We start from the raw sequence: 22887 nt of genomic DNA, 5'->3' as shown, positions 1-22887 counted from the left end.
TATAACGCCTCACCCGGTAAATTGCAGTCAGAATGTGCAAATTTTAACCAGACTGGATGGCAGGGAAAACCCTGACCCGCCCCCTCAGATAGGTTCGAGGGTTCCACGTCAGGTTTCACAGATAGGGAAAATGCGAAATCCGAAAAATTTCAGCGGCTTGTAGATGTCTTCTCAGAAAACTTTTCAAGAAAGTTATCCACATTCCCGGAGTGCCGTCAGAGGGCCTGAAACACCAATTAAGCGCTTGTTTTTAAAAGCGTGTTATAGTTTTAGCCAGAGCTTATCCGAAGGTTATCCAATAATTTATCCACAACCTGTCCCGCTTCCGGCCCGGCATACTCAGAATTTATCCATCTCCTTGGCTTGCGGTGCGGCAGCCACCCCGCGACCGCCAGCGGAATGACTGGCCTGTTTCTCGAGTTCGAGCTCAACGGCATTGGTGGACTTGGCGAACCGTGCCAGCAAGTTATAGAGCACGGGAATAATGAACAGGGTCAGGGTGGTGGCAAAGATCAGCCCGCCAAGGATGACAATGCCGATGGAGGCGCGGCTTTCAGCGCCTGCACCGGTTGCCAGCACAAGCGGCACGGCCCCGAAGACAGTGGATATTGTTGTCATCAGGACCGGACGGAAGCGCAGTATTGCCCCTTCCAGAATGGCCTCACGCACTTCGTAGCCCTTATCCCGCAGCTGGTTGGCGAACTCCACAATCAATATCCCGTTCTTGGCCATCAGCCCCAGCAACATGATAATGCCTATCTGGCTGTAGATATTCAGAGTAATACCGGAGAAAAACAGCGCATAGAGCGCGCCGGTCACCGCCAGCGGCACCGAGAGCATGATGATCATCGGGTGAATCCAGCTTTCAAACTGCGCCGCCAGCACCAGGAAGACAATCACGAAAGCCAGCCCGAAAGTAACGTAGATCGCCGCCGAGGAATCCTGGAACTCCCGGCTCAGGCCTTTGTAACTGACCCGTGCCTCAGGCGGCAGGTTATCCACCGCCAGGTTGTTGAGGTAGGTCAGTGCCGAGCCCAGATCATAGCCGTCTGCAAGGGAGCCGCTGATAACCACCGCAGGCAAACGGTCAATCCGCCGCAGGTCAGGATTTGCACCCACTTCTTCAATGGTCACCAATGCTTCCAGGGGAATCAGGTCGCCACCCTGTCGTGGACGCACAAATACGCGCCCGAGATCGTTGGGGGTGGCCCGGTCGATTTCCGCCGCCTGCACGATAACATCGTACTCCCGGCCACGATCCAGATAGGTCGTTACCTGCCGTGAAGCCAGCATGGTTTGCAGGGTCAGACCCACGTCTTCCACCGTTACGTCAAGATCCGCGGCCCGCTCCCGATCAATGGTGACATTCAGTTCCGGGCGGGTGAGCTCGAAGTCGGTTTCCAGGCTGAGGAGGTTGGGATTTTCCTTCGCCCGTTCAACGATCTCCTCACTCCAGGCCTGCACGGATTCGTAATCCGGGCCACCAATGACAAACTCCACCGGCTGATTGAAGCCGCGCTGGCCCAGGCCCGGCGGATTGACCGCCACAGACCGCACGCCGGGAATACTCTCCAGTTTTCCGCGCAACTCGCTGGTAATTTCCTGCTGCTTGATCTCCCGTTCGTCCCAGGGCGCCAGACCCATGATCATGAAGGCATTGTCCGCTTCGTTGCGGAACCCGACGATGGAGAGCAGCCGGTTGGCACTGCCGTCCTCCAGGTAGGGCAGCAACAGCTTTTCGGCCTTGAGGACATGGTGGTCGGTGTATTGCACCGTGGAACCCCGAGGCGCGCTGGTAGGCATGATAATGACGCCGCGGTCTTCGGTAGGAGCCAGTTCCTGGGGTAATTGCGGGAATACCACCACCGCCATGATCAGCCCCACCATACCGAGGCCCAGCAACAGTCCCGGCTGGCGCAGGGAGAACCGCAGCATGCGGGCGTAACCATTGGTGAGCCCGTTGAGAGCCCGCTCGCTGGCAGCCCACAGGCGATGACCTTCTTCGGTTTCGGGACTGTGTTTCAGCCACTTGGAACACAGCATCGGTGTCAGGGTAAGCGCCACGATGCTGGACACCACCACGGCCGCCGCCAGCGTAAATCCGAATTCGGCAAACAGACGGCCAACATTGCCCCCCATGAAAGAGATAGGCACGAACACGGCAATCAGCGTCAGGGTGGTGGCAATAACCGCAAACGCCACCTGCCGCGCACCGCGATAGGCCGCCAACAGGGGCGGTTCACCGTCATCTATGCGCCGCTGGATGTTCTCCAGCATAACGATGGCATCGTCCACCACCAGACCGATGGCAAGAATCACCGCCAGCAGGGTCAGCACGTTGATGGAAAACCCGAGCGCACCCAGGCCGATAAACGCCCCGATGACAGCAACCGGTATGGTCACCGCCGGAATCAGTGTCGCTCGCCAGGAACGCAGGAACATGAAGATAACAAGGATGACCAGAGACACGGCAATGGCCAGGGTGAAGATAACCTCCTTGATCGAGGCACGGATAAAGATGGATTCGTCGTAGCTTTCGGCGATAGTCACTTCGGGAGGGAGGGTATCGCGGATCCGGTCCAGTTCCGCCCTGACCAGATCCGAGACCGCCACGGTGTTGGACTTGGACTGGCGAATAACACCCATACCAATGGCTGTCTGACCGTTGGCCCGCAAGCGGCTGGTGTCAGACTCAACGCCCATCTGCACATTGGCCACCTCGCCCAGTCGCAGCAGATCGTTGCCGTCACGACGAATCACCAGATTGCGGAATTCCTCCACCTCCGACAGGCGCCCCTTGGCGCGCACCGTGAAGTCGCGGGTGGCGGATTCCACCGAGCCGGCGGGCAGTTCCACGTTGTTTGATCGCAGCGCCTGCTCCACTTCCGAGACGGTCATGTCCCGTGCCGCCAGCCGCTCCCGGTCCAGCCACACCCGGATGGCATAACGGCGCTCACCGCCAATACGAACATCGGCCACGCCATCAAGCACGGACAGCCGGTCCGCCAGTACCCGGTCGGCGAAATCGCTGAGCTCGGCACTGTCCCAGACATCACTGCGCAGGGTGATCCACATCATCGGGCGGGCATCAGAATCCGCCTTGCTCACCACCGGTGGGTCTGCTTCCTCGGGAAGAGTATTGGCCACCCGGGCAACCGCATCCCGGACATCATTGGCAGCAATATCCACATTGCGGGAGGTATTGAATTCGATGGAGGTGCGGGACTCACCCTGTTCGGTGCTGGACTCGATGGAACGAATGCCCTCAATGCCACTGATGGCCCCCTCAACCACCTGGGTGATCTGGGTATCCACCACTTCTGCCGCCGCACCGATGTAATCGGTAGAAATCGAAACCACCGGCGGATCAATGTCCGGGTATTCCCGCACCGGCAGGCCCCGCAAGGCGGCAAGACCGAAAACCAGGATCAAGAGGCTGATAACGGTGGCGAAAACCGGCCGTTTGATGGAAATGTCCGAGAGAATCATGGATCAGGACTCCCGGGAATTGGCGAAGCGATTATCCGGAATCGCCTTGTCGTCATCCACCACATCAATACGGTCGCCACTGCTGAGACGGTCCTGGCCGGTGATTATCACCCGGTCCTCCCGGGACAGCCCCTCGGACACTTCCACCCAGCCCGGGGACCTGGAGCCCAGGGAAACCGAGACCCGGCGGGCAACACCATCCTCTGCAATAAAGACGTACTTGTCAGCACCGCGAATCATCACCGCCTGCTCGGGGATCACCAGCGCTTCCCGTTTCCGCAGGGTCAGATTGGCGGACATGAACTGCCCCGGGCGCAGTTTGCCATCGGGATTGTCGATCACCGCCCGCACCGGTAACGTACGGCTGAGTTCGTTGATCCGCGTGCCCAGTTCCACCAGTTCACCCTGAAAACTTTCCTCTGGATAGGCCGGCGAGGTTCCACGAACCCTCTGCCCGATCTGTATCTGGCCGAGAAAGCGCTCGGGTATGGAAAAGCCCAGCTCCATGCGATCCGTTGAATCGAGCGTGGTAACCGAGGTTCCGGAAGCGAGGTAGGTACCGAGGCTGATATCGCTGAGACCGATCACACCCTCAAAAGGCGCTTCAATCCGGTGGTTGTCGAGACGGATCCGGGCTGATTCCCGCTGGGCCTCAGCCACAGCCATGGCCGTGCGGAGCTCATCCACCTGGGACCGGGAAATACTGTTGTTGGCCTGCAGCCGTTGTGCCCGTTCAAACTGACGCCGTGCATCCGCCAGGGTGGCTTCCGCCACCTGCAGATCGGCCCTGGCCTGACGATCATCAAGGCGAAGCAACAACTGGCCGCGACTGACTCGCTTGCTGCTGTCGAGGTTCATTTCCACCACGCGGCCGCTGACCTCGGTGGTCAGTTCAACCTGCTCGAGGGCCCGCAGGTTACCGACGGCGTTGACGGAATCCCGTACCAGCTCCATACCGGGGCTGATCGCGTTCACCTTGCTTGCGGGGCGCTCCATCTGTGCACTCTCAGAGTCTTCCTGGGCAAAGTAGTGCCAGGAAAAAGCGCCTCCAGCGGCCAGGACTACCAGTACCAGGGCGATCAGCCATTGCTTAACCATAATCGTCTCGTTCAGAGTGTTGTTACTTCCTGCTGATCACCAGCACAATTTCCCCCACTTCAATTCCCCACTTGCTCATGGTGGTCTGGTTAATCAATGTGTCGGGTGTGATCAGGTACATCCAGTCATCCATACGGACATCAATGGTGTCGTCACCGTAGGCCACCCGCAGGACATAATTCATATTGATGGCGTTACCCTGCCATCGCATGGTGCCTGGCTCCACCACATCCCCGGCATCTGCGTGCAGGGCACCGTTGTCCGGTGTCAGCGTCCAGACCCGGGTCTGCACCTCGCCGTCGTCAAACCGGAATTCTTCATCCAGCGTGCCAACACCGTCGCTGTCCCAGCTGGCGGAAATATCCGCATCAAAGGTACGGATCACCTCGCCTGAGAAATTCTTGACCACCCCTCGGGCGTACAGTTCGCCGGTGAAGAATTCCTGGGGCGTCAGTACCGGCTCACGATCCTTGTAGTCTTCCAGCGCTGGCCCGGCACAGCCAACGAGCAGGGCTGTGGATAACAATAACCACAGACAGCGGGGCAAACCAGTAATGGCCATCAATCCGGCTGAACTTTGCATGACTTTTACACTCCTGGGCGGTTCGGAATCGGTTACGGGCTCCACAAATACGCCAGCCGCACCGTTATCGATCATTACCGAACCCGTCCTGACCCGCTCCGTCATTTCAGCCAATTGTCCATTCTGACACCGGCAATAGCGATTTCCGTCAATGGCAGGTTGCCGGCAATGCCGTAAAACATAAGGCAACGGAAGGCTGCCGGCCTTCGCCAACGCTGCAAACAGAACCACAGAGGTATTGCCATGCCGGTTTACAAGGCGCCCCTGCGCGACATGAAATTTCTGCTCAACGAGGTGTTCGACTACCCCGGACACTATACCCGGCTCCAGAGTGGCGAAAACGCCACCCCCGATATCGTTGACGCCATACTCAACGAGTGCGGCCGGTTTTGTGAAGAGGTGCTGAGCCCACTCTACCAGAGCGGTGACGAAGAAGGCTGTAAGCTGGAAAATGGTGAAGTTACCACCCCGAAAGGCTATCCCGAGGCCTATCAGCAATACGGCATGGGCGGGTGGCAGGGTCTCTCAGCACCGGAGGAATACGGAGGTCAGGGTCTCCCGGCTTCCATGGGGCTGCTGAAACAGGAAATGATGGGAACCGCCAACTGGCCTTTCTCCATGTACCCTGGCCTGTCCATGGGCGCCATGAACACTATCTTCCTGCACGGCAGTGAAGAACAGAAACAGGCCTACCTGACACCGCTCACCGAAGGCCGCTGGGGTGGCACCATGTGCCTCACGGAACCCCAGTGTGGTACCGACCTGGGACAGGTCAAGGCCAAAGCAGAGCCTCAGGCAGACGGTAGCTACAAGCTCTCCGGCACCAAGATTTTCATCTCCTCCGGGGATCACGACCTGACCGAGAACATTGTCCATATTGTGCTCGCCCGTTTGCCCGATGCCCCCAAGGGCACCCGGGGTATCAGCCTGTTTATCGTGCCCAAATTCCTGCCCGACGGTAACGGTGGCGTTGGTGAACGCAACGGTGTGACCTGCGGCAGCCTGGAAAAGAAAATGGGCATCAAGGCCTCGGCTACCTGTGTACTGAATTTCGACGACGCCACCGGCTTTCTGATCGGGCCGGAGAACGAAGGCCTGAACTGCATGTTCACCTTTATGAACACCGCCCGTATCGGTACCGCCATCCAGGGTGTGGGGCCTGCGGAGCTGTCTTACCAGTGGGCTCTGGACTACGCCAAAGAGCGTCGCTCCATGCGGGCGCTGTCGGGTAAGAAAGAATCGGACCAGGCAGCAGACGCACTGATTCACCACGCCGACGTTCGCCGTATGTTGCTGACCCAGAAAGCCGTTGCCGAAGGAGGCCGGGCAATGCTGTATTACGCGGCCCGCCTGGCGGACCATATGGTGGAAGGCCACACCACCGGCGATGCCAAAAAGGCCGACGCCTACGACGATAAGCTGGGCTTCCTGACACCGATACTGAAAGGTTTCCTGACCGAACTGGGTAATGAAGCCGCCAACCTGGGCGTACAGGTTTTCGGCGGCCATGGTTACATCCGTGAACACGGTATGGAGCAGATTGTCCGGGATACCCGCATTGCCACACTTTATGAGGGCACCACCGGTATCCAGGCACTGGACCTGTTGGGGCGCAAGGTATTGCTGATGACACAGGGCGGGGCTGTCAGGGAGTTCACCCTCCGGGTGGCCAACTTTGCCCGCAAGAACCTGACCGACAAACGGGTGCGCCCTTTCGCCGTAGAGTTGCTCAAACTGACGGCTCAGTGGAATCTGTTGACGGTTCGCCTGATGCTGGCCGCCCGCAAGGATCGCGACATGGTGAGCTCGGCCGCCAATGACTTCCTGATGTACAGTGGTTACGTCACCATGGCTTACATGTGGGCTCGCATGGCTGCCGTCGCCTCCGACAAACTCGACAAGGGCGGGGCCGACTCGGAAGAGTTCTATCGCGCCAAGCTTGCGACGGCGGAATTCTACTATGAGCGCCTGTTACCCAGAGCCCAGGCCCATGCCACCAGTATGCTCAGCCCAAGCAGGAACCTGATGCAGCTGGTTGCGGAGGATATGAGCTTTATCGGCTAAACGTTTTGGGCATGCCGAAATAATCTCCCTGAGAAAAGTCGATGCCCAAATCGCATACCCGCTCCTGAACGGCCCCATTGTGGACAAATTCAGCCACCGTGCGGATGTTGAGGCTGCGGGCAAACTGGACAATGCCGCTGGTCACAAGAAACGCGGTGTGATCCTCATGAAGGTTGCGGATCAGGCTGCCATCGATTTTTATGTAGTCGACATTCAGGCTCAGCAGATGGGCAAAATTGGAGTAGCCGGTGCCAAAATCGTCAATGGCAATGTGACATCCGAAGGGCTTTACCTGTTCAATAAAGTGACGGATTTCATCGTAATTGGTAATACCGTCGGATTCCAGAATCTCGAATATCACCCGGTTACCGATACCGTAACGATCCAGTGCCTCCAGTATCCGGCTCACAGTTTCCGGATCGGCAATGTCGCCGTACGAGAGATTGATGGAAAACTCCTCATCCCGATGGCAAAAACACGCGAAACACTTCTCGATCATTAACACCGTGATTCTGCGATTCAGACGCAAACGGTCGGCAATTTTCACGAACTGGCCAGCACTGATCACACGTCCGTCCGGCTCTATCATCCGCACCAGACATTCGTATTTGGTGACGCGCTGCTGCTGATTGTCGTGAATTGGCTGGAACCAGGGCACCAGGCGGTCATCGTCAATAGCCGCTTTCAGCCGGTTGGCCCAGTAGAGGTTGGCCTCATAATTCTCTTCAATACCCACTGACGGGTCGTATAACAGATGATGACGGTTCTGCTCCCGCGCCTGCAGCACCGCCACCTTGGCCTGACTGACCAGTTGGTCGGCGGCATCCCCACTCTTCCGGTTTCTTCTGACGGCCATTCCGATCGTGACGTCCAGGGTCAGTGGCTGTTGCTGCCAATATATCCGCTCTCCATTAACCAGGTGGCGTAGTTGCCCGGCCAACTCGTGGATGGCATGCTCTTCAAGCAACGGGGCGAGAATGGCGAACTCGTCACCCGGTAGCCGGTAAACCCGCAACACATCCCGTGCCTGCTCATGATTGAAGGCCGTCAAACGCGTGGCAATTGCCAGCAATACATGGTCACCACAGACATTACCGAACAGGCTGTTGATTTCGTTAAAACGGTCCAGATTGATGATCAACAGTGAGGCACCACCGCGGGTCTGCAAATCCCGTAACAGGCGTACCCGATTGGGCAATCCGGTGAGTTCGTCGGTGTAGGAAGCCTGCAATTCCCGGATCAGCTGGATAATCCGGTACAGCAGGTACAGGCTCAGAAGCAGCATCGCTGAAACCGTACCTACGAGAATACGCTGGTTGGTCCGCTCCATGGGCCGCAGTACGGCATTGATCTCATCCACTGGCACGCCGGCGCCGTAGACCATGCCACCGGCCGTGGCTGCGTAATACAGCTCGTAGGCATCATCACCGACCGTGAGCTTGCGGGTGGTAAGGACTCTGGCTCCGGAATCGGAATCGGTATCGCCTGCCAGTTCAAGCGCAAGAATGGCATCAATCAAAGCCTGCTCCTCCCGGGTATCCTCACCTTTGCTGAGGCTCGACAGATTGCGGTTGTTCCTGTCGTTGAGGAAAGTAAAGCTGTGTTCGGTGACGGTGATGCGACTGACAACCTCTATGATCTGTTCCGCTGTCCAGGCCGTTGTTGCCAAACCCAGCAGATTGCTCCGCTGGTCGTACATCGGGCTTGCCAGGGTCAGTACTGCGCGTTCGGTGTTGAGATCGTAATAGATCGGGGACCAGTAGACTTCACCCGTGTTGTCCGGGGTCGGTGTCCATTCTGACCCGAGGGTGCGACTGAACCAGGCTGCATTACGGTAGTTCCGGAGCCGGCTTTCCATAGCCAGCCGCTTCAGCGCCGGGTCATCAGCGTCCCGGATAAAGTACGGCATATAACCCTCGTCGGGGCCGGAAAAGACACCGGGTTCAAACCACAAGCCGCCGCCGGCAGCCCCCTCAAAATCCTGCAAATGGTCTCTGAGGGCGTTTTCCAGACGGGCGCGGAGAATGGAACGGTCAGTCTCGGACAGATCGCTCTGCGCCAGTGAATGAAAGCTCTCTCCAACATTTGCCAGGGTCGTTGTATAACCGGCCAGTGCTGACTGACGTGCGTTGATGCGCATCAGACCGGCACTGACAACTTCATGAATCTGCTGACGCCGGAGCTCGGACAGCGCTTCCTGGGAGTAATTGAGGTTCAGGCGGGACAGCAGCATCATGCCGGCCACAAAGACCAGTATCAACAGGCCCAATAACCACATGACCGACTGTCGGGAAGACGGGTTTTTCCAGTAAGACGGGCGGCGGGGAAACGTTCCCGGCATGAAAAGATATCCTTCGGCGGAGAATCAGGTACCGTCGGCGGGTTTTTGTTCCCGGTAACGCTCAAGCGCTAGGCGGGCGTCCTTATGCCCCAGGTCAGCTGCCTTGTCATACCAGTATACGGCCTGCTCCGGATTTTGCTCGACTCCACGGCCGGACGCATACATCTGGCCCAGAAGATAGGATGCCGGGCCCGAGACAGGGGCCGCTTTCTGCGCCCATTCCAGGGCACTGGCGTAATCTTCAAAGGCGTGGGCAATCATTGCCATATTGGCCTGGGAGCGTGGATCTCCGTTCTCGGCAAATTCGCGGCAGGCTACCTTCGCAGCACTGAAGTTGCGAATGGTGGTCAGCAGGTAACAGTCACTGAGTGACTGTTCGCGCACTTTTTCGGGCTGGGGGTCGGGCCTGGCGCTTTCTTCGTTGTCATCGGCAACAACGACCGCTGGCGGTGGTTCGTTTTGCTGATTCTGCTTTACCCGCTGGGCAAACGCGTTCACGTCGGCCGGGCAGGAATAGTTATATCCGGCACGATAGCGGGAAAGTATCTGTTCCGTCGCTGGTTCACCGGCATAATCTTCGGCAATAACCTGGCAGCGGCGATCCCGTTCATGCCGGATTTGCGTGATCACTGGTTCATGATCGGCGTTATCACCATGCGCTTTCAGGTAGTCCGTAAGCGGGTCGATATAGGGCTGGGCAAACAGTGCCTGACGCTGCTGCTCGTAGGGCTCTTCGTCAGGTTGGGTAACGATCGTCTCTACCGGTTCCTCAGCCCGGGTCTGATCATCCGGCCAGGCTTCGAACAAACGTTCGCTATCGAAGCCAGCGCATCCCGACAGGATCAATAGGGTCAGAACAGAAATATACCAACGATGCATTGAAACCTTTTAGCCGTTTTCGGCAATGGAGCGTCCAGTCTCATGTGGAGGAGCACTGACTCAAAGGTTTCCCTGTGCTTATTTACCTATACAAAAGCTACTGAAGATCTTACCAAGCAACTCATCCGGTGTCATCGCACCGGTAATTTCACCCAGGGCATCCTGGGCGGCCCGCAGGTCCTCTGCCAGCAGCTCGCCGGCGCCGAAGCCCTGCAACTGCGCTTCGCCCTGGCGCATGAAGTCCTGTGCCCGTTCCAACGCATCCAGATGACGGCGCCGGGCAATAAAGCCCCCCTCTGTGGTACTGGCAAACCCCATACACTGCTTCAGGTGGTCCCGCAAAACCTCAAGCCCATCGGCGGATCGGGCGGCGATGCGGATGACGGGTGCCGCCTCCGCATCTGGCTGCTCAAAACCGACAGGTTCACCTGTCAGATCCACCTTGTTCCGGATCACTGTCAGGGGAGCACTCTGTGGCAGCTGGTCAATGAAGTCTGGCCATAACCGGTGAGGTTCGGTTTCCGGTGTGGTGGTGGCGTCCACCATCAGCAGTATGCGGTCGGCCTGACGGATTTCTTCCCAGGCCCGGGCAATACCGATCTGTTCCACTTCATCAGGGCTGTCCCGCAGGCCAGCGGTATCAATAATGTGCAGGGGCATGCCATCGATATGAATGTGTTCCCGCAGAACATCCCGGGTTGTGCCTTCCACCGCCGTAACAATGGCCGCTTCTCGCCCTGCCAGGGCATTAAGCAGGCTGGATTTACCGGCGTTGGGGCGGCCGGCAATCACCACTTTCATGCCATCCCTGAGAATAGTGCCTTGCTGGGCTTCCGCCAGAATAACCTGTAAATCCTGAATAATCGTCTGCAGATCCTTGGCGACCTTGCCATCGGCCAGGAAATCGATTTCTTCTTCGGGAAAATCAATGGCGGCTTCAACGTAGATACGGAGGTGGGTAACCGCTTCCACCAGGGCGTCGATGCGACGGGAAAACACGCCCTGTAATGACCGGACAGCGCAGCGCGCCGCCTGTTCGGAACTGCTTTCGATCAGGTCGGCGATGGCTTCTGCCTGAGTCAGGTCGAGTTTGTCATTGAGGAAGGCCCTTTCGGAAAACTCACCGGGCCGGGCCAGGCGGGCACCCAGTTCACAGACGGTTCTCAATAGCAGGTCCAGGATAACGGTACCGCCGTGTCCCTGGAGCTCAAACACATCCTCGCCGGTAAACGAATGCGGGTTGGGGAAAAACAGCCCTATACCCTCATCAATCAACTCACCATCGGAATCCAGGAACGGCCCGTAGTGGGCATAGCGGGGCTTCGGTTTGAAGCCCAGCATTCGGCGGGCAATGGCCGCTGCCTCCGGACCGGACACACGCACAATTCCCACACCGGACTGGCCCGGCGCAGTAGCAATGGCGGCAATGGTATCGGTGGCATTGAACATCTTGTTGTCCCCTGAAACAACAGAGGCCCCTTGAAGGAGCCTCTGTGATTACTGGTCTGGATTGCGCCTGATCAGCTCTTCTTGGTGGCCATTTCCGCTTCAATCTTGCGGGTAATGTACCACTGCTGGCTGATGGACAGGATGTTGTTAACCAGCCAGTACAGTACCAGACCTGCCGGGAACCAGAGGAAGAAGACCGTAAACACCAGCGGCATCATCTTCATGATCTTGGCCTGCATCGGGTCCGGCGGTGTCGGGTTCAGGCTCATCTGCAGCATCATGCTGGCACCCATCAGGATCGGCAGGATGAAGTAGGGGTCCATCACTGACAGATCGTGAATCCACAGCATAAAGGGCGCGTGGCGCAGTTGCACGCTCTCGAACAGAACCCAGTACAGGGAAATGAACACCGGCATCTGTACCAGTATCGGCAGGCAGCCGCCAAGGGGATTTATCTTTTCCCGTTTGTACAGAGCCATCATTTCCTGGGACATCCGTTGCCGGTCGTCACCGTAGAGTTCTTTCAATCGGGTCAGCTGCGGGGCGACTGCCCGCATTCTTGCCATCGAGCGATAGCTGGTGGCCGAGAGCTTGAAGAACACCGCCTTGACCAGAACCGTCAGCAGTATGATCGCTACACCCCAGTTGCCCACCAGGCCATAGAACCAGTCAAGAATGATGAACAGTGGTAATGCGATGAAGAACAGGAAACCGAAATCGACCGTGCGGTCCAGGTTCGGAGCCACGTTCTCCAGTCGTTCAATGATCTTGGGTCCGACATAGGCGCGGGCAGATACCTCCGCGGTTTCTCCGGGCCCGACCTGTGTGGCGGGATAGACAAACCCCATTACATGAAGTTGCCCGCGTTGCGTGGACTGGAACTGTGCGGGTTGATCCCGTTCCGGTATCCAGGCGGCCAGAAAGTAGTGCTGGAGGAATGCCAGCCAGCCATTGGTGACTGACTGATTAACCGGTTCTTCTGTCAGATCATCAAAATCGTACTTCTCATAGGGGTCTTCCGGGGTGCTGACAACCATACCCAGAAACGCCCTGATACCCAGGCTGTTCTGTGCTGTCGGATCCGGAGCCTGATCCCTGACGATCTTGCCGGTCATGTTGGCTTTCCAGACATCGTCTGACTGGTTATTGATCAGATAGCGTACATCGATCTCATAGCTGTCACGGGCAAACCGGTACTGTTTGGTAATTTCCACATTGTTATCGGTGGAGTAGGTCAGATCTACCGTCAGCGAGTCTTCGCCATCCTGGAGCTGGTATTCGGTTGCAGAGACATCGTAGACCGGTGCACCACCGTTACGTTTGCTGTCGATGCCATCGCGGCCAATGAGACCGCTTTCCATGATGTAGGTGCGTCTATTGGTATTGGTCAGGATCCGCAGGGACTCTTTACTATCCAGAGAACGATCATACTGGAGCAGGGAACTCTCGATCAGGTTACCGCCTACCCGGTCTATTTTCAGTTCATAGACGTCGGTGCGAACCGTAATCAGTTGGTCACTGACATCAACCGAACCATTGTCGGTCGCTCCAATAGCCTGGCTCTCACCTTCCGGTGTGGTGAACTCTTCATCGGAGACGTCAGACCCGCTTGCCGCTTCTGCCGGCAGTGTCATGTCATCGCCATCACCGGATGGGGTGCCGGCACTGGTCTGTTCGGCAACCTGCTCTGTTTGCGGCTGGTTATAGTCTTCGTTCCAGGCAAGCACCATCATATAACTGACAATGGCAAGGCCGGCAAATAATACAACGCGTTGAATATCCATAAACTTACTGTTTGGTCTGGTTAGTGTTATGGGTTTGGCTGGCCGGCCCGCAGCAGGTGGTAGGCATTACCTCGCTGCAGACTTCAGTGCCCGGAACGGGATCATACCCGCCTTTTGCCCACGGATGACACCTCAGAAGGCGTTTCACGGCAAGAAAAAGGCCTTTAACAGCGCCATGGGCGGTTATGGCTTCGACAGCATATTGCGAACAGGTTGGATAGTGACGGCAGTGGCTGGCCATCATCGGGCTGATTGCGTACTGGTAGACTCGGATGGGCAGGAGCAACAGTTTGCGCATTAACCCGTTCCTTTTCTTCTGAGACGCGACCAGAGCTCCGTCAGGGTAGCATTGAGCGTTGCGTTATCAAGCTCTGCCAGCCCTCGCCGCCCCAGTACCACGATGTCCATCGCAGGGTAGTCAGTCTGGTGCCTGAAGGTTTCCCGAACCCGGCGCTTGACGCGATTGCGCTGCACAGCGAGTTTAAGATTCTTCTTTGAAAACACCAGACCGATCCTGGCGTGTCCCAGAGTATTGGGTGTCGCCAGGATCAGAAAATTCCGATGCGGAACCCTGATTTGAACGTCATCGAAGACTTTGCCGTAATCACCTGGTTTGAGCAGCCGGGACGATTTTGGAAAGGTCAAAGCCTTCATCAGGCGGTCAATGTCTTACGCAGACAGACGGGCACGGCCCTTTGCACGGCGGCGGGAGATAACCTTGCGGCCGTTGGCAGTCGCCATGCGGGCACGGAAACCGTGAACGCGCTTACGCTTCAGTACGCTTGGTTGAAACGTTCTTTTCATGGTGTCGATCTCACATTACGGGGTATTGGAAATTCAATGATTGACTGGAAAATGATCAGCCAAAACAGGAGCGGCATTCTATGCAATGTGGGAGAGGAATTCAATGCTTATCGAATGCGCCATTTGCTTATCCGGATTGGGATCGAGCGGGGCGGTCGTGTAATAGATTCAGTAGGTCTTTTTTAATCTCTTTAAGGATTATTATTACTGTTATTACACAAGCTGTTTTCTGTGGACAAGGCTGGAAATGGTAGGGGTAATAGTCAATTGGGCGATTCATAAGACGGTTGACAAGTACCACTGAGCCCTGTGGATAAGCCTGGCAGGAAATGTGGGTAAGATCGGTGCCTGTCATACGGGTGAGTTATCCACTGTCTGATTGGGGGTTGTGCACAGGGTTGGGGCCGGTTTGCCAACAAAGGGCTGTGGGTAACTTTCGGTGCATTGTTTTCTGTACACAAGCCTGTAGGTAAGTCTGTAAAAAATTGAAAATAAACAATTTAAATTTCCACAGGCTGTTTATTAAATTGTTTTGACCCTTTCACTTGAGGGGGGCTCAGGTTAGAATCCTTGGTCATCTCTCTCATCGGGTCCTGGAGATCCGTTACGAGTAATTTCTGAGGCATCGGAGGCAATGCTGTCGTGCCGAATAATATCTGGCATCAGTGTCTGGAAGTACTCCGGGACGAGTTTCCCGCTCAGCAATTCAACACCTGGCTCAGGCCCTTGCAGTCTGATCACCGCGAGGGCCAGTTGATGCTGTTTGCGCCAAACCGCTTCGTGATGGACTGGGTTAACGAGAAATACCTCAGACGAATTGAAGAAGTATTGAAAGATCTGCACGGTGGCCAGGCTCCGCTGGTGAATATGAAAGTGGGTTCGGCACCTAAAATGGCGGACCTGGTGGTTCGTTCGGAAACAGCGGCTAGCGGGGCGGCGTCCGAACAGGAAGGCTCCAGTACGGTGACGGAAGAGGAAAGGGGCATTGCGGCCACGGCAAACCCTCGGTCTGCAAAGCTAAAAAGCGGGGATAATCGCCGCTCGGTGCAGGTGGAAGGGGATATCAAGCACCAGAGCTTTCTCAATGAAGGTTTTACCTTTGATACCTTCGTGGAGGGCAAATCCAACCAGCTGGCCAGGGCGGCATCTATGCAGGTTGCGGAAAATCCCGGTGGCGCCTATAACCCGTTGTTTCTCTATGGTGGCGTGGGCCTCGGTAAAACCCACCTGATGCATGCCATTGGCAACGATATCGTGCGCCGCAATCCCAGGGCAAAGGTAGCGTATCTGCGATCGGAGCGGTTTGTGGCGGATATGGTCAAGGCGCTGCAGCTTAACGCGATCAATGAGTTCAAGCGGTATTACCGGTCTGTGGATGCCCTGCTGATTGATGATATCCAGTTTTTTGCCCGCAAGGAGCGTTCCCAGGAAGAATTTTTCCATACCTTTAATGCGTTGCTTGAAGGCGGGCAGCAAGTCATCGTTACCTGTGACCGTTTTCCGAAAGAAATCGTGGATATGGAAGAGCGGCTCAAGTCCCGATTTGGCTGGGGCCTGACGGTAATGGTCGAGCCGCCGGAACTGGAAACCCGGGTTGCGATACTGATGAAAAAGGCTGAGCAGGTAAACGTGAAACTCAGTAGCGAAGCGGCCTTCTTTATTGCCCAGAAGATCCGGTCAAATGTTCGGGAGCTAGAGGGGGCGCTACGTTTGGTGATAGCGAATGCTCACTTCACTGGTTCGGAAATCACCCCGCCGTTTATTCGTGAGAGCCTCAAGGACTTGCTGGCGCTGCACGAAAAACAGGTGAGTATCGATAATATTCAACGCACGGTGGCAGAGTACTACAAGATCAAGGTGTCCGATCTGTTGTCGAAACGACGCACTCGTACGATCACCCGCCCACGGCAGGTTGCCATGTCTCTTTCCAAAGAGCTCACCAATCACAGTCTGCCGGAAATAGGTGATGCGTTTGGTGGCCGTGATCACACTACGGTGCTGCACGCCTGCAAGAAGATTGTGGAACTCCAGGAGACAGATCCCGGTATCCGCGAGGATTATCAGAACTTTATGCGGTTGCTTACAACCTGACCGGTTCTGTGAACAACCAATAAACATTCACCTTCCAATAAAAGAATGCTGAGTGCCATGAAACTGACGATCAGCCGAGAATCCCTGCTTACCCCGCTGCAGTCCATAGCTGGTGTGGTGGAACGAAAACAGACAATGCCGGTACTGTCCAACGTGTTGCTGGTGGCGGAAGACAATTCCCTGACCCTTACCGGAACCAATATGGAAGTGGAACTGGTGGGACGTGTGTCCCCGGTGCATGTGGACCAGCCGGGGCGTATTACCGTTCCGGCGCGGAAGTTGTCCGACATCTGCCGAGCGCTGGGCGAGGAGTCTCCCATCGAACTGGCACTGGAAGGTGACCGGCTGCACCTGCGATGTGGGGCCAGTCATTTCACCCTGTCGACGCTGCCTGCAGAGCATTTTCCCAATGTCGAGGATGAAGCCGAAAGCTTCCGGCTTGAGCTCCCCCAGAAGGAACTCAGCCGTATGTTTGATGCAACGGCCTTTGCCATGGCGCAACAGGATGTCCGTTACTATCTCAACGGCCTGTTGCTGGAAGTGGACAAGGATCATGTCCGCACGGTAGCGACAGATGGCCATCGCCTTGCCATGGCGCATTTCGACCTGCCTACCGGGTGCCCCGAACCCAGGCAGGTGATTGTGCCCCGTAAGGGTGTGCTGGAGCTCTCCCGACTGCTGGACGATGTGGAAACGCCGGTTACCCTGGTGATCGGGGATAACCATCTGCGAGCGACGGTCGGCTCCTACACGTTTACCTCCAAGCTGATCGAGGGCAAATTTCCCGACTACAACCGGGTCATTCCCCGTGGTGGCGACAAGGTCGTATTGGCGGATCGGGCCACACTCAAGAATACCCTGCAGCGCGCCGGGATTCTTTCCCATGAAAATATCCGCGGTGTGCGGCTGAACCTTGCTCCCAATGAGTTGCAGGTGTTCGCCAACAACCCGGATCAGGAACAGGCCGAAGATGCATTGCCGGTGGAGTATCAGGGCGAATCACTGCAGATCGGATTTAATGTAGGCTACCTGGTGGATGTTATGAACGCGCTGGAGGAAGACCAGGTGAAGATTACCCTGGCAAACCCCAACAGCAGCGCGTTGATAGAAGCGCAGAATGACAACCGCTGCCTTTACGTTGTGATGCCGATGCGGCTCTAGCAGACAATGTTTACGGAATAAGGAAGGAAGAAAACATGGGAACGGTGACGAACAGTCTCAAGGGTGCCTTTCGAATCGGTCAGACCATGTCCGTACTCGGGCGAGCCGGTGCGAATTGGGTTCGTGGCGACCGTCCGCCAGCTCCGCGGTTACTCAGGCAGACGTTTGAATCTCTGGGGGCGACCTATATCAAACTGGGTCAGTTCATTGCCAGTTCCCCCACTTTCTTTCCCAAGGAATACGTAGAGGAATTCCAGCATTGCCTGGACCGCACGCCTAATCTGCCGTTCAGCGTGATCAGAAAGATCATCAGGGACGAACTCGGGCGTCCCCTTGAAGAGGTGTATTCCGATATTGATCCGGTGGCGCTGGCCTCGGCTTCCATAGCGCAGGTCCACGCTGCAAAGCTGGTTACCGGCGAAGACGTGGTGATCAAGGTACAGAAACCCGGTGTGGAAAATATTCTGCTTACGGATCTGAATTTCCTGTACCTGTCCGCGAGGATTCTGGAAACGCTGGCTCCAAAACTGTCCTGGACGTCGTTGTCCGGCATTGTCGAGGAAATTCAGCGCACCATGATGGAAGAGTGTGACTTCATCAAGGAAGCCAATAACCTCAAGGTGTTCCGGGAATTCCTGCTCAATACCCACAACGAGGACGCCACTGTTCCGCTGGTGTATGAAAGCTGTAGCACGCGACGGGTTCTCACCATGGAGCGATTCCATGGTGTTCCGCTGACTGATCTGGAAAGCATTCGCGGTTACGCGCGTGACCCGGAGCGAACCCTGATCACCGCCATGAATACCTGGTTCTCAAGCCTGACCCAATGTGAGTTTTTTCACGCCGATGTCCATGCCGGCAACCTGATGGTATTGAAGGACGGCAGGGTCGGCTTTATCGACTTCGGCATTGTTGGCCGGATTCGTCCGGATACCTGGCAGGCGGTCAGCGATTTTATTTCATCTGTGATGGTCGGAAACTTTGACGGCATGGCAGACGCCATGATCCGTATCGGTATTACCCATCAGAAGGTTCAGGCCAGCGAACTGGCTAACGACCTTCGTCGCCTCTACCAGCAAATGGACACGATGGTGCCGGACGAAGTCCCGTATCAGCCTGATCAGGCCGAAGACGACGTCAACAATATCCTGATGGATATGGTGCGTATCGGCGAAGGCCACGGGCTGCATTTCCCAAGGGAATTCGCCTTGCTGCTGAAACAGTTCCTGTACTTCGACCGTTACGTTCACATACTGGCGCCGGAAATGGACGTCTTCATGGACGAGCGGCTGACGATGTTGCATTAATCGCGTTCGTCAACAAGGTTTTGTACACTGGGGCAGCGTCGCCGAATGGCACGCTGCCTTTTTTGTTCCGTCTCCAGGCTGATAACTTATCGTGACTTATGGCGCTCGTTAAACTGCAAACGGAACATTTCCGCAACCTCTCTCCCGCGCCGGCCAGCTTCTCTCCTTCGATCAATCTTCTGTATGGCGAAAACGGCAGTGGAAAAACCAGTGTGCTGGAGGCCATTGGTTATCTTGGTCTTGGGCGATCATTTCGTGTGGGCCGGCACCAGGCGGTGGTCAGTCATGGTCAGCAGAAGCTCACGGTTTTCGGTGGCCTGGATATGGGAATGGCTGATGGCGGTCGTTCGGTGCCTGGCGAGCTCAGCCATCGCGTAGGCATCTCCCGGGATGTGTTGGCGAAGGAGACAACGCTTCGTGTGGATGGTGAGGCGGTGAGGAATCTTTCATCGCTGGCAATGCACCTTCCGGTGTCGGTGATCGATCCAGGTGTATTCGATATTGTGGCAGGTGGGCCCGGCAAACGACGACAGTTTCTTGATTGGGCGGTGTTCCACGTGGAACATTCCTTTGCGTCGGTCTGGCAGCAGTGTCAAAGAGTCACATCACAGCGGAATCAAATCCTCAGAACTGGTAGAATAGACGATGCTCTGATGAAGGTCTGGGACTCACAGTACACGGAGTTGGCAGAGCGTCTGACAAAAGCACGGAAAGAAACCTTTCGTCTGTTCACAACGGCCTTTGATAGCTTGCTCGGCGAGATAGACGCGCCGTGGGTAGATGGGCTTAAGCTCGACTTTTATGCGGGTTGGGATTCATCGCAATCCCTGTTTGATGTGTTAAAGGCCCATCGCGAACAGGAACGGAAAATGGGTCATACGTTGTATGGTCCCAATCGTGCCGATATACGGTTGCGATTCCAGGGTCGCCCGGTGTCAGAAACCTTCTCCCGGGGTCAACAAAAGACACTGGTCATATTGATGAAGATTGCTCAGGGCATGGTACTGAGCAATCTCGGTAAACAGGTCACATTTCTGCTGGACGACATCAATGCAGAACTGGATGTGGGGCACCGGGCCATGCTTGCCCAGAAGCTCTACGAATTACGATGTCAGGTGTTTCTGACATCGATAGAGTCGCCCCGACCTGAAGAGCTATGGCAGAACACCATGCCGGAATACCGATTGTTCCACGTGGAACATGGAAAATTGACGGAAGAATAGAATAAGGCCCGGATGATCCATCTTCATTCCTCTGAACCAGAGACAATGGTTTCAGCCCGGGAAATCACCCTTCAGGAGTGCCCTAATGAGCGAATCGATTTACAATTCCTCCAGTATCAAGGTATTGAAAGGACTGGACGCGGTGCGGAAACGGCCCGGCATGTACATTGGTGATACCGATGACGGTACCGGACTGCACCACATGGTCTTTGAGTTGGTGGATAACTCCATTGACGAAGCGCTGGCCGGGCACTGTTCTGAAATCGGAGTGATCATTCATCCGGACGAGTCAGTCACGGTGAAGGATAACGGCCGTGGTATTCCTGTTGACCTTCACGAGGAAGAGGGAGTGTCGGCCGCGGAAGTCATCATGACCGTTCTCCATGCCGGCGGTAAGTTCGACGACAACAGCTATAAGGTCTCCGGCGGCCTCCACGGTGTTGGTGTCTCCGTGGTAAACGCCCTGTCCTCTTCGCTTACCCTCACCATCCGTCGTGACGGCAAGGTGTATGAGCAGGTCTACAACGGCGGCGTCCCGAAGGCACCTCTGGGTGTGGTGGGCGATACCGATGCCAGTGGTACCAAGGTTCACTTCATTCCCTCGCCTGAGACCTTCACCAGCATCGAATTCCATTGGGATATTCTGGCCAAGCGCTTGCGGGAACTGGCGTTTCTGAACAGTGGCGTGCGTATCCGCCTTCAGGATGAACGTTCCGGTAAAGAGGAAGTGTTCGAATATGAGGGCGGTCTGCGAGCGTTTGTTGAGCACCTGAACTCAAACAAGACTCCGATCAACCGGGTGTTCCACTTTATCAAGGAGCGCGACGACGGCATCGCTGTTGAAGTCGCCATGCAGTGGAACGACGCCTTCCAGGAGAACATCTACACGTTCACCAACAATATCCCCCAGCGGGACGGTGGTACTCACCTGGCGGGCTTCCGTGCTGCCCTGACCCGTTCGCTGAATAACTACATCGAGCATGAAGGCCTGGGCAAGAAGGCAAAGGTCAGCACCTCCGGTGACGATGCCCGGGAAGGCCTGACTGCGATTATCAGCGTCAAGGTGCCGGACCCCAAGTTTTCCTCACAGACCAAGGACAAACTGGTCTCTTCCGAGGTAAAAACGGCCGTCGAGCAGGAGCTATACCAGTCGTTTGCAGAATACCTGCAGGAGCAGCCTAACGAAGCCAGGCTGATCGTCAACAAGATGATCGACGCTGCCCGTGCTCGTGAAGCCGCACGCAAGGCACGGGACATGACCCGTCGCAAGGGCGCCCTGGATATCGCGGGGCTGCCCGGCAAGCTGGCAGACTGTCAGGAAAAAGACCCTGCTCTCTCCGAACTGTTCATTGTGGAGGGTGACTCTGCCGGCGGCAGTGCCAAGCAGGGTCGTGACCGCAAAACCCAGGCTATCCTGCCGCTCAAAGGCAAAATCCTGAACGTGGAGAAAGCACGTTTTGACAAGATGCTGTCGTCCGTCGAGGTGGGTACACTGATCACCGCCCTGGGCTGTGGTATCGGCCGGGAAGAGTTCAATCCGGAGAAACTCCGCTATCACTCCCTGATTATCATGACCGATGCGGACGTGGATGGCTCTCACATCCGTACGTTGCTGCTCACCTTCCTGTTCCGCCAGATGCGGGAAATCATCGAGCGTGGCCACGTATTTATTGCCATGCCGCCGCTTTACAAGGTCAAGCGGGGCAAGCAGGAGCAGTATCTGAAGGATGAAAAGGCCAAGGAAGCCTACCTGACCCAGACCGCACTGGAAGGCGCCCAGCTTTATGTGAACCCGGAAGCACCGGCGCTCAAGGATTCTGCACTGGAAACCATGGTCAAGGATTACCAGGCCGTGATGGCGATGATTGATCGCCTGTCCCGGGCTTACCCTGCCAAAGTGCTTCAGCAGATGCTGGATAACGTCACCCTGAAGCCGGAAGACCTGAAGAACGAAGAAGCGGTTGCCCGCTGGGTCGCGCGCCTGGGCGATGGCCTGCAGCTGGATACCCGCACGGGCACCAAGTACACCTTCTCGGTGGAAAAGGATTCCGAACGGAATCTCTACCTGCCGAAGGTGGTTATCTATGTGCATGGTATTCCCCACAACCACGTCTTCAGCCATGACTTCTTCGAGTCTTCCTCCTATGGCGCCATCGCGCGGATGGGCGAAACGCTTGATGGCCTGATCGAAGAAGGTGCCTATATCCAGCGTGGCGAGCGCAAACAGGCGGTATTGTCCTTCGCCGGTGCCCTGGAGTGGTTGATGAAGGAAGCCCAGCGCGGCCTGAACATCCAGCGCTACAAGGGGTTGGGCGAAATGAACCCGGAGCAGTTGTGGGAGACCACCATGGACCCGGAAACACGTCGCATGATGAAGGTGACCATCGAGGATGCCATTGCCGCAGACCAGATTTTCACGACCCTTATGGGCGACGATGTGGAGCCGCGACGGTTGTTCATCCAGAACAACGCACTGGAAGTGACCAATCTGGATATCTGATGCTACGAAGCCAGGATATCAAGGTACCCTGAGCTTTGGTCAGGGTCATAAAAAAGGCGGCCAGGTGGCCGCCTTTTTTATTGTAATCAATAGGTTGGAGAGCATACGTTATCT

General features: G+C 56.2%; 16 protein-coding genes. 6 read left to right on the top strand and 10 right to left on the bottom strand.

What is annotated here, in order from left to right:
- Positions 1-339: 339 nt before the first annotated feature.
- From QPL94_RS02835 to QPL94_RS02825, 3 genes are read right to left on the bottom strand one after another with little or no spacing between them, the layout of a single operon-like run.
- Positions 340-3489 (bottom strand): efflux RND transporter permease subunit, encoded by a 3150-nt coding sequence (locus QPL94_RS02835; RefSeq protein WP_285355372.1) that lies wholly within the window; start codon positions 3487-3489, stop codon positions 340-342.
- A gap of 3 nt (positions 3490-3492) precedes the next feature.
- Positions 3493-4587 carry an efflux RND transporter periplasmic adaptor subunit gene (locus tag QPL94_RS02830; protein ID WP_285355370.1) on the bottom strand — a complete coding sequence of 365 codons (1095 nt, stop codon included), beginning with the start codon at positions 4585-4587 and terminating at the stop codon, positions 3493-3495.
- Between the two features lie 22 nt (positions 4588-4609).
- Positions 4610-5149: a DUF3833 domain-containing protein gene (locus QPL94_RS02825; protein ID WP_285357816.1), complete on the bottom strand. Its 540-nt coding sequence runs from the start codon at positions 5147-5149 to the stop codon at positions 4610-4612.
- A 264-nt stretch (positions 5150-5413) separates the two neighbouring features.
- On the opposite strand from QPL94_RS02825, the gene QPL94_RS02820 reads away from it, so the two are divergent.
- Positions 5414-7234 carry an acyl-CoA dehydrogenase C-terminal domain-containing protein gene (locus tag QPL94_RS02820; RefSeq protein WP_285355369.1) on the top strand — a complete coding sequence of 607 codons (1821 nt, stop codon included), beginning with the start codon at positions 5414-5416 and terminating at the stop codon, positions 7232-7234.
- Here QPL94_RS02820 and QPL94_RS02815 read toward each other — a convergent pair.
- From QPL94_RS02815 to rpmH, 7 genes are all read right to left on the bottom strand, one after another.
- Entirely contained in the window at positions 7224-9575 is a 2352-nt protein-coding gene (locus tag QPL94_RS02815; protein ID WP_285355367.1) for a bifunctional diguanylate cyclase/phosphodiesterase, read from the bottom strand. The two genes, QPL94_RS02820 and QPL94_RS02815, sit on opposite strands and share 11 nt — an antisense overlap.
- A 24-nt stretch (positions 9576-9599) precedes the next feature.
- The gene (locus tag QPL94_RS02810) at positions 9600-10454 is read right to left on the bottom strand and encodes a tetratricopeptide repeat protein (RefSeq protein ID WP_285355366.1); all 855 of its coding nucleotides are present in this window, start codon (positions 10452-10454) and stop codon (positions 9600-9602) included.
- Positions 10455-10532: 78 nt separating this feature from the next.
- Positions 10533-11903 carry a tRNA uridine-5-carboxymethylaminomethyl(34) synthesis GTPase MnmE gene (gene mnmE / locus QPL94_RS02805; protein WP_285355364.1) on the bottom strand — a complete coding sequence of 457 codons (1371 nt, stop codon included), beginning with the start codon at positions 11901-11903 and terminating at the stop codon, positions 10533-10535.
- Positions 11904-11974: 71 nt separating this feature from the next.
- The gene (gene yidC, locus QPL94_RS02800; protein ID WP_285355363.1) at positions 11975-13687 is read right to left on the bottom strand and encodes a membrane protein insertase YidC; all 1713 of its coding nucleotides are present in this window, start codon (positions 13685-13687) and stop codon (positions 11975-11977) included.
- Positions 13688-13691: 4 nt separating this feature from the next.
- On the bottom strand, positions 13692-13985 hold the full coding sequence (gene yidD, locus QPL94_RS02795) for a membrane protein insertion efficiency factor YidD (protein ID WP_285355361.1): 294 nt from the start codon (positions 13983-13985) through the stop codon (positions 13692-13694).
- On the bottom strand, positions 13985-14341 hold the full coding sequence (rnpA, locus tag QPL94_RS02790; RefSeq protein ID WP_285355359.1) for a ribonuclease P protein component: 357 nt from the start codon (positions 14339-14341) through the stop codon (positions 13985-13987). The genes yidD and rnpA overlap by 1 nt, the downstream gene beginning before the upstream one ends.
- Before the next feature lie 15 nt (positions 14342-14356).
- On the bottom strand, positions 14357-14491 hold the full coding sequence (gene rpmH / locus QPL94_RS02785; protein ID WP_008172542.1) for a 50S ribosomal protein L34: 135 nt from the start codon (positions 14489-14491) through the stop codon (positions 14357-14359).
- Between the two features lie 642 nt (positions 14492-15133).
- Between rpmH and dnaA the strand changes: the two genes are divergently transcribed.
- The 5 genes from dnaA to gyrB all read left to right on the top strand — a co-directional run bounded on the left by dnaA (position 15134) and on the right by gyrB (position 22773).
- On the top strand, positions 15134-16582 hold the full coding sequence (dnaA, locus tag QPL94_RS02780; RefSeq protein ID WP_137436497.1) for a chromosomal replication initiator protein DnaA: 1449 nt from the start codon (positions 15134-15136) through the stop codon (positions 16580-16582).
- Between the two features lie 57 nt (positions 16583-16639).
- On the top strand, positions 16640-17743 hold the full coding sequence (gene dnaN / locus QPL94_RS02775; RefSeq protein WP_137436498.1) for a DNA polymerase III subunit beta: 1104 nt from the start codon (positions 16640-16642) through the stop codon (positions 17741-17743).
- 35 nt (positions 17744-17778) lie between these two features.
- On the top strand, positions 17779-19050 hold the full coding sequence (locus QPL94_RS02770; RefSeq protein ID WP_285355350.1) for an ABC1 kinase family protein: 1272 nt from the start codon (positions 17779-17781) through the stop codon (positions 19048-19050).
- Positions 19051-19148: 98 nt separating this feature from the next.
- Positions 19149-20273, top strand: a complete 1125-nt coding sequence (gene recF / locus QPL94_RS02765; protein WP_285355348.1) for a DNA replication/repair protein RecF — start codon at positions 19149-19151, stop codon at positions 20271-20273.
- Between the two features lie 85 nt (positions 20274-20358).
- Positions 20359-22773 carry a DNA topoisomerase (ATP-hydrolyzing) subunit B gene (gene gyrB, locus QPL94_RS02760; RefSeq protein WP_285355347.1) on the top strand — a complete coding sequence of 805 codons (2415 nt, stop codon included), beginning with the start codon at positions 20359-20361 and terminating at the stop codon, positions 22771-22773.
- The last annotated feature ends 114 nt before the right edge of the window (positions 22774-22887 follow it).

It is taken from the genome of Marinobacter sp. SS13-12, from assembly GCF_030227115.1.
In the GTDB taxonomy this organism is placed as follows: domain Bacteria; phylum Pseudomonadota; class Gammaproteobacteria; order Pseudomonadales; family Oleiphilaceae; genus Marinobacter.
This window is presented reverse-complemented; position numbering and strand designations above follow the sequence as displayed.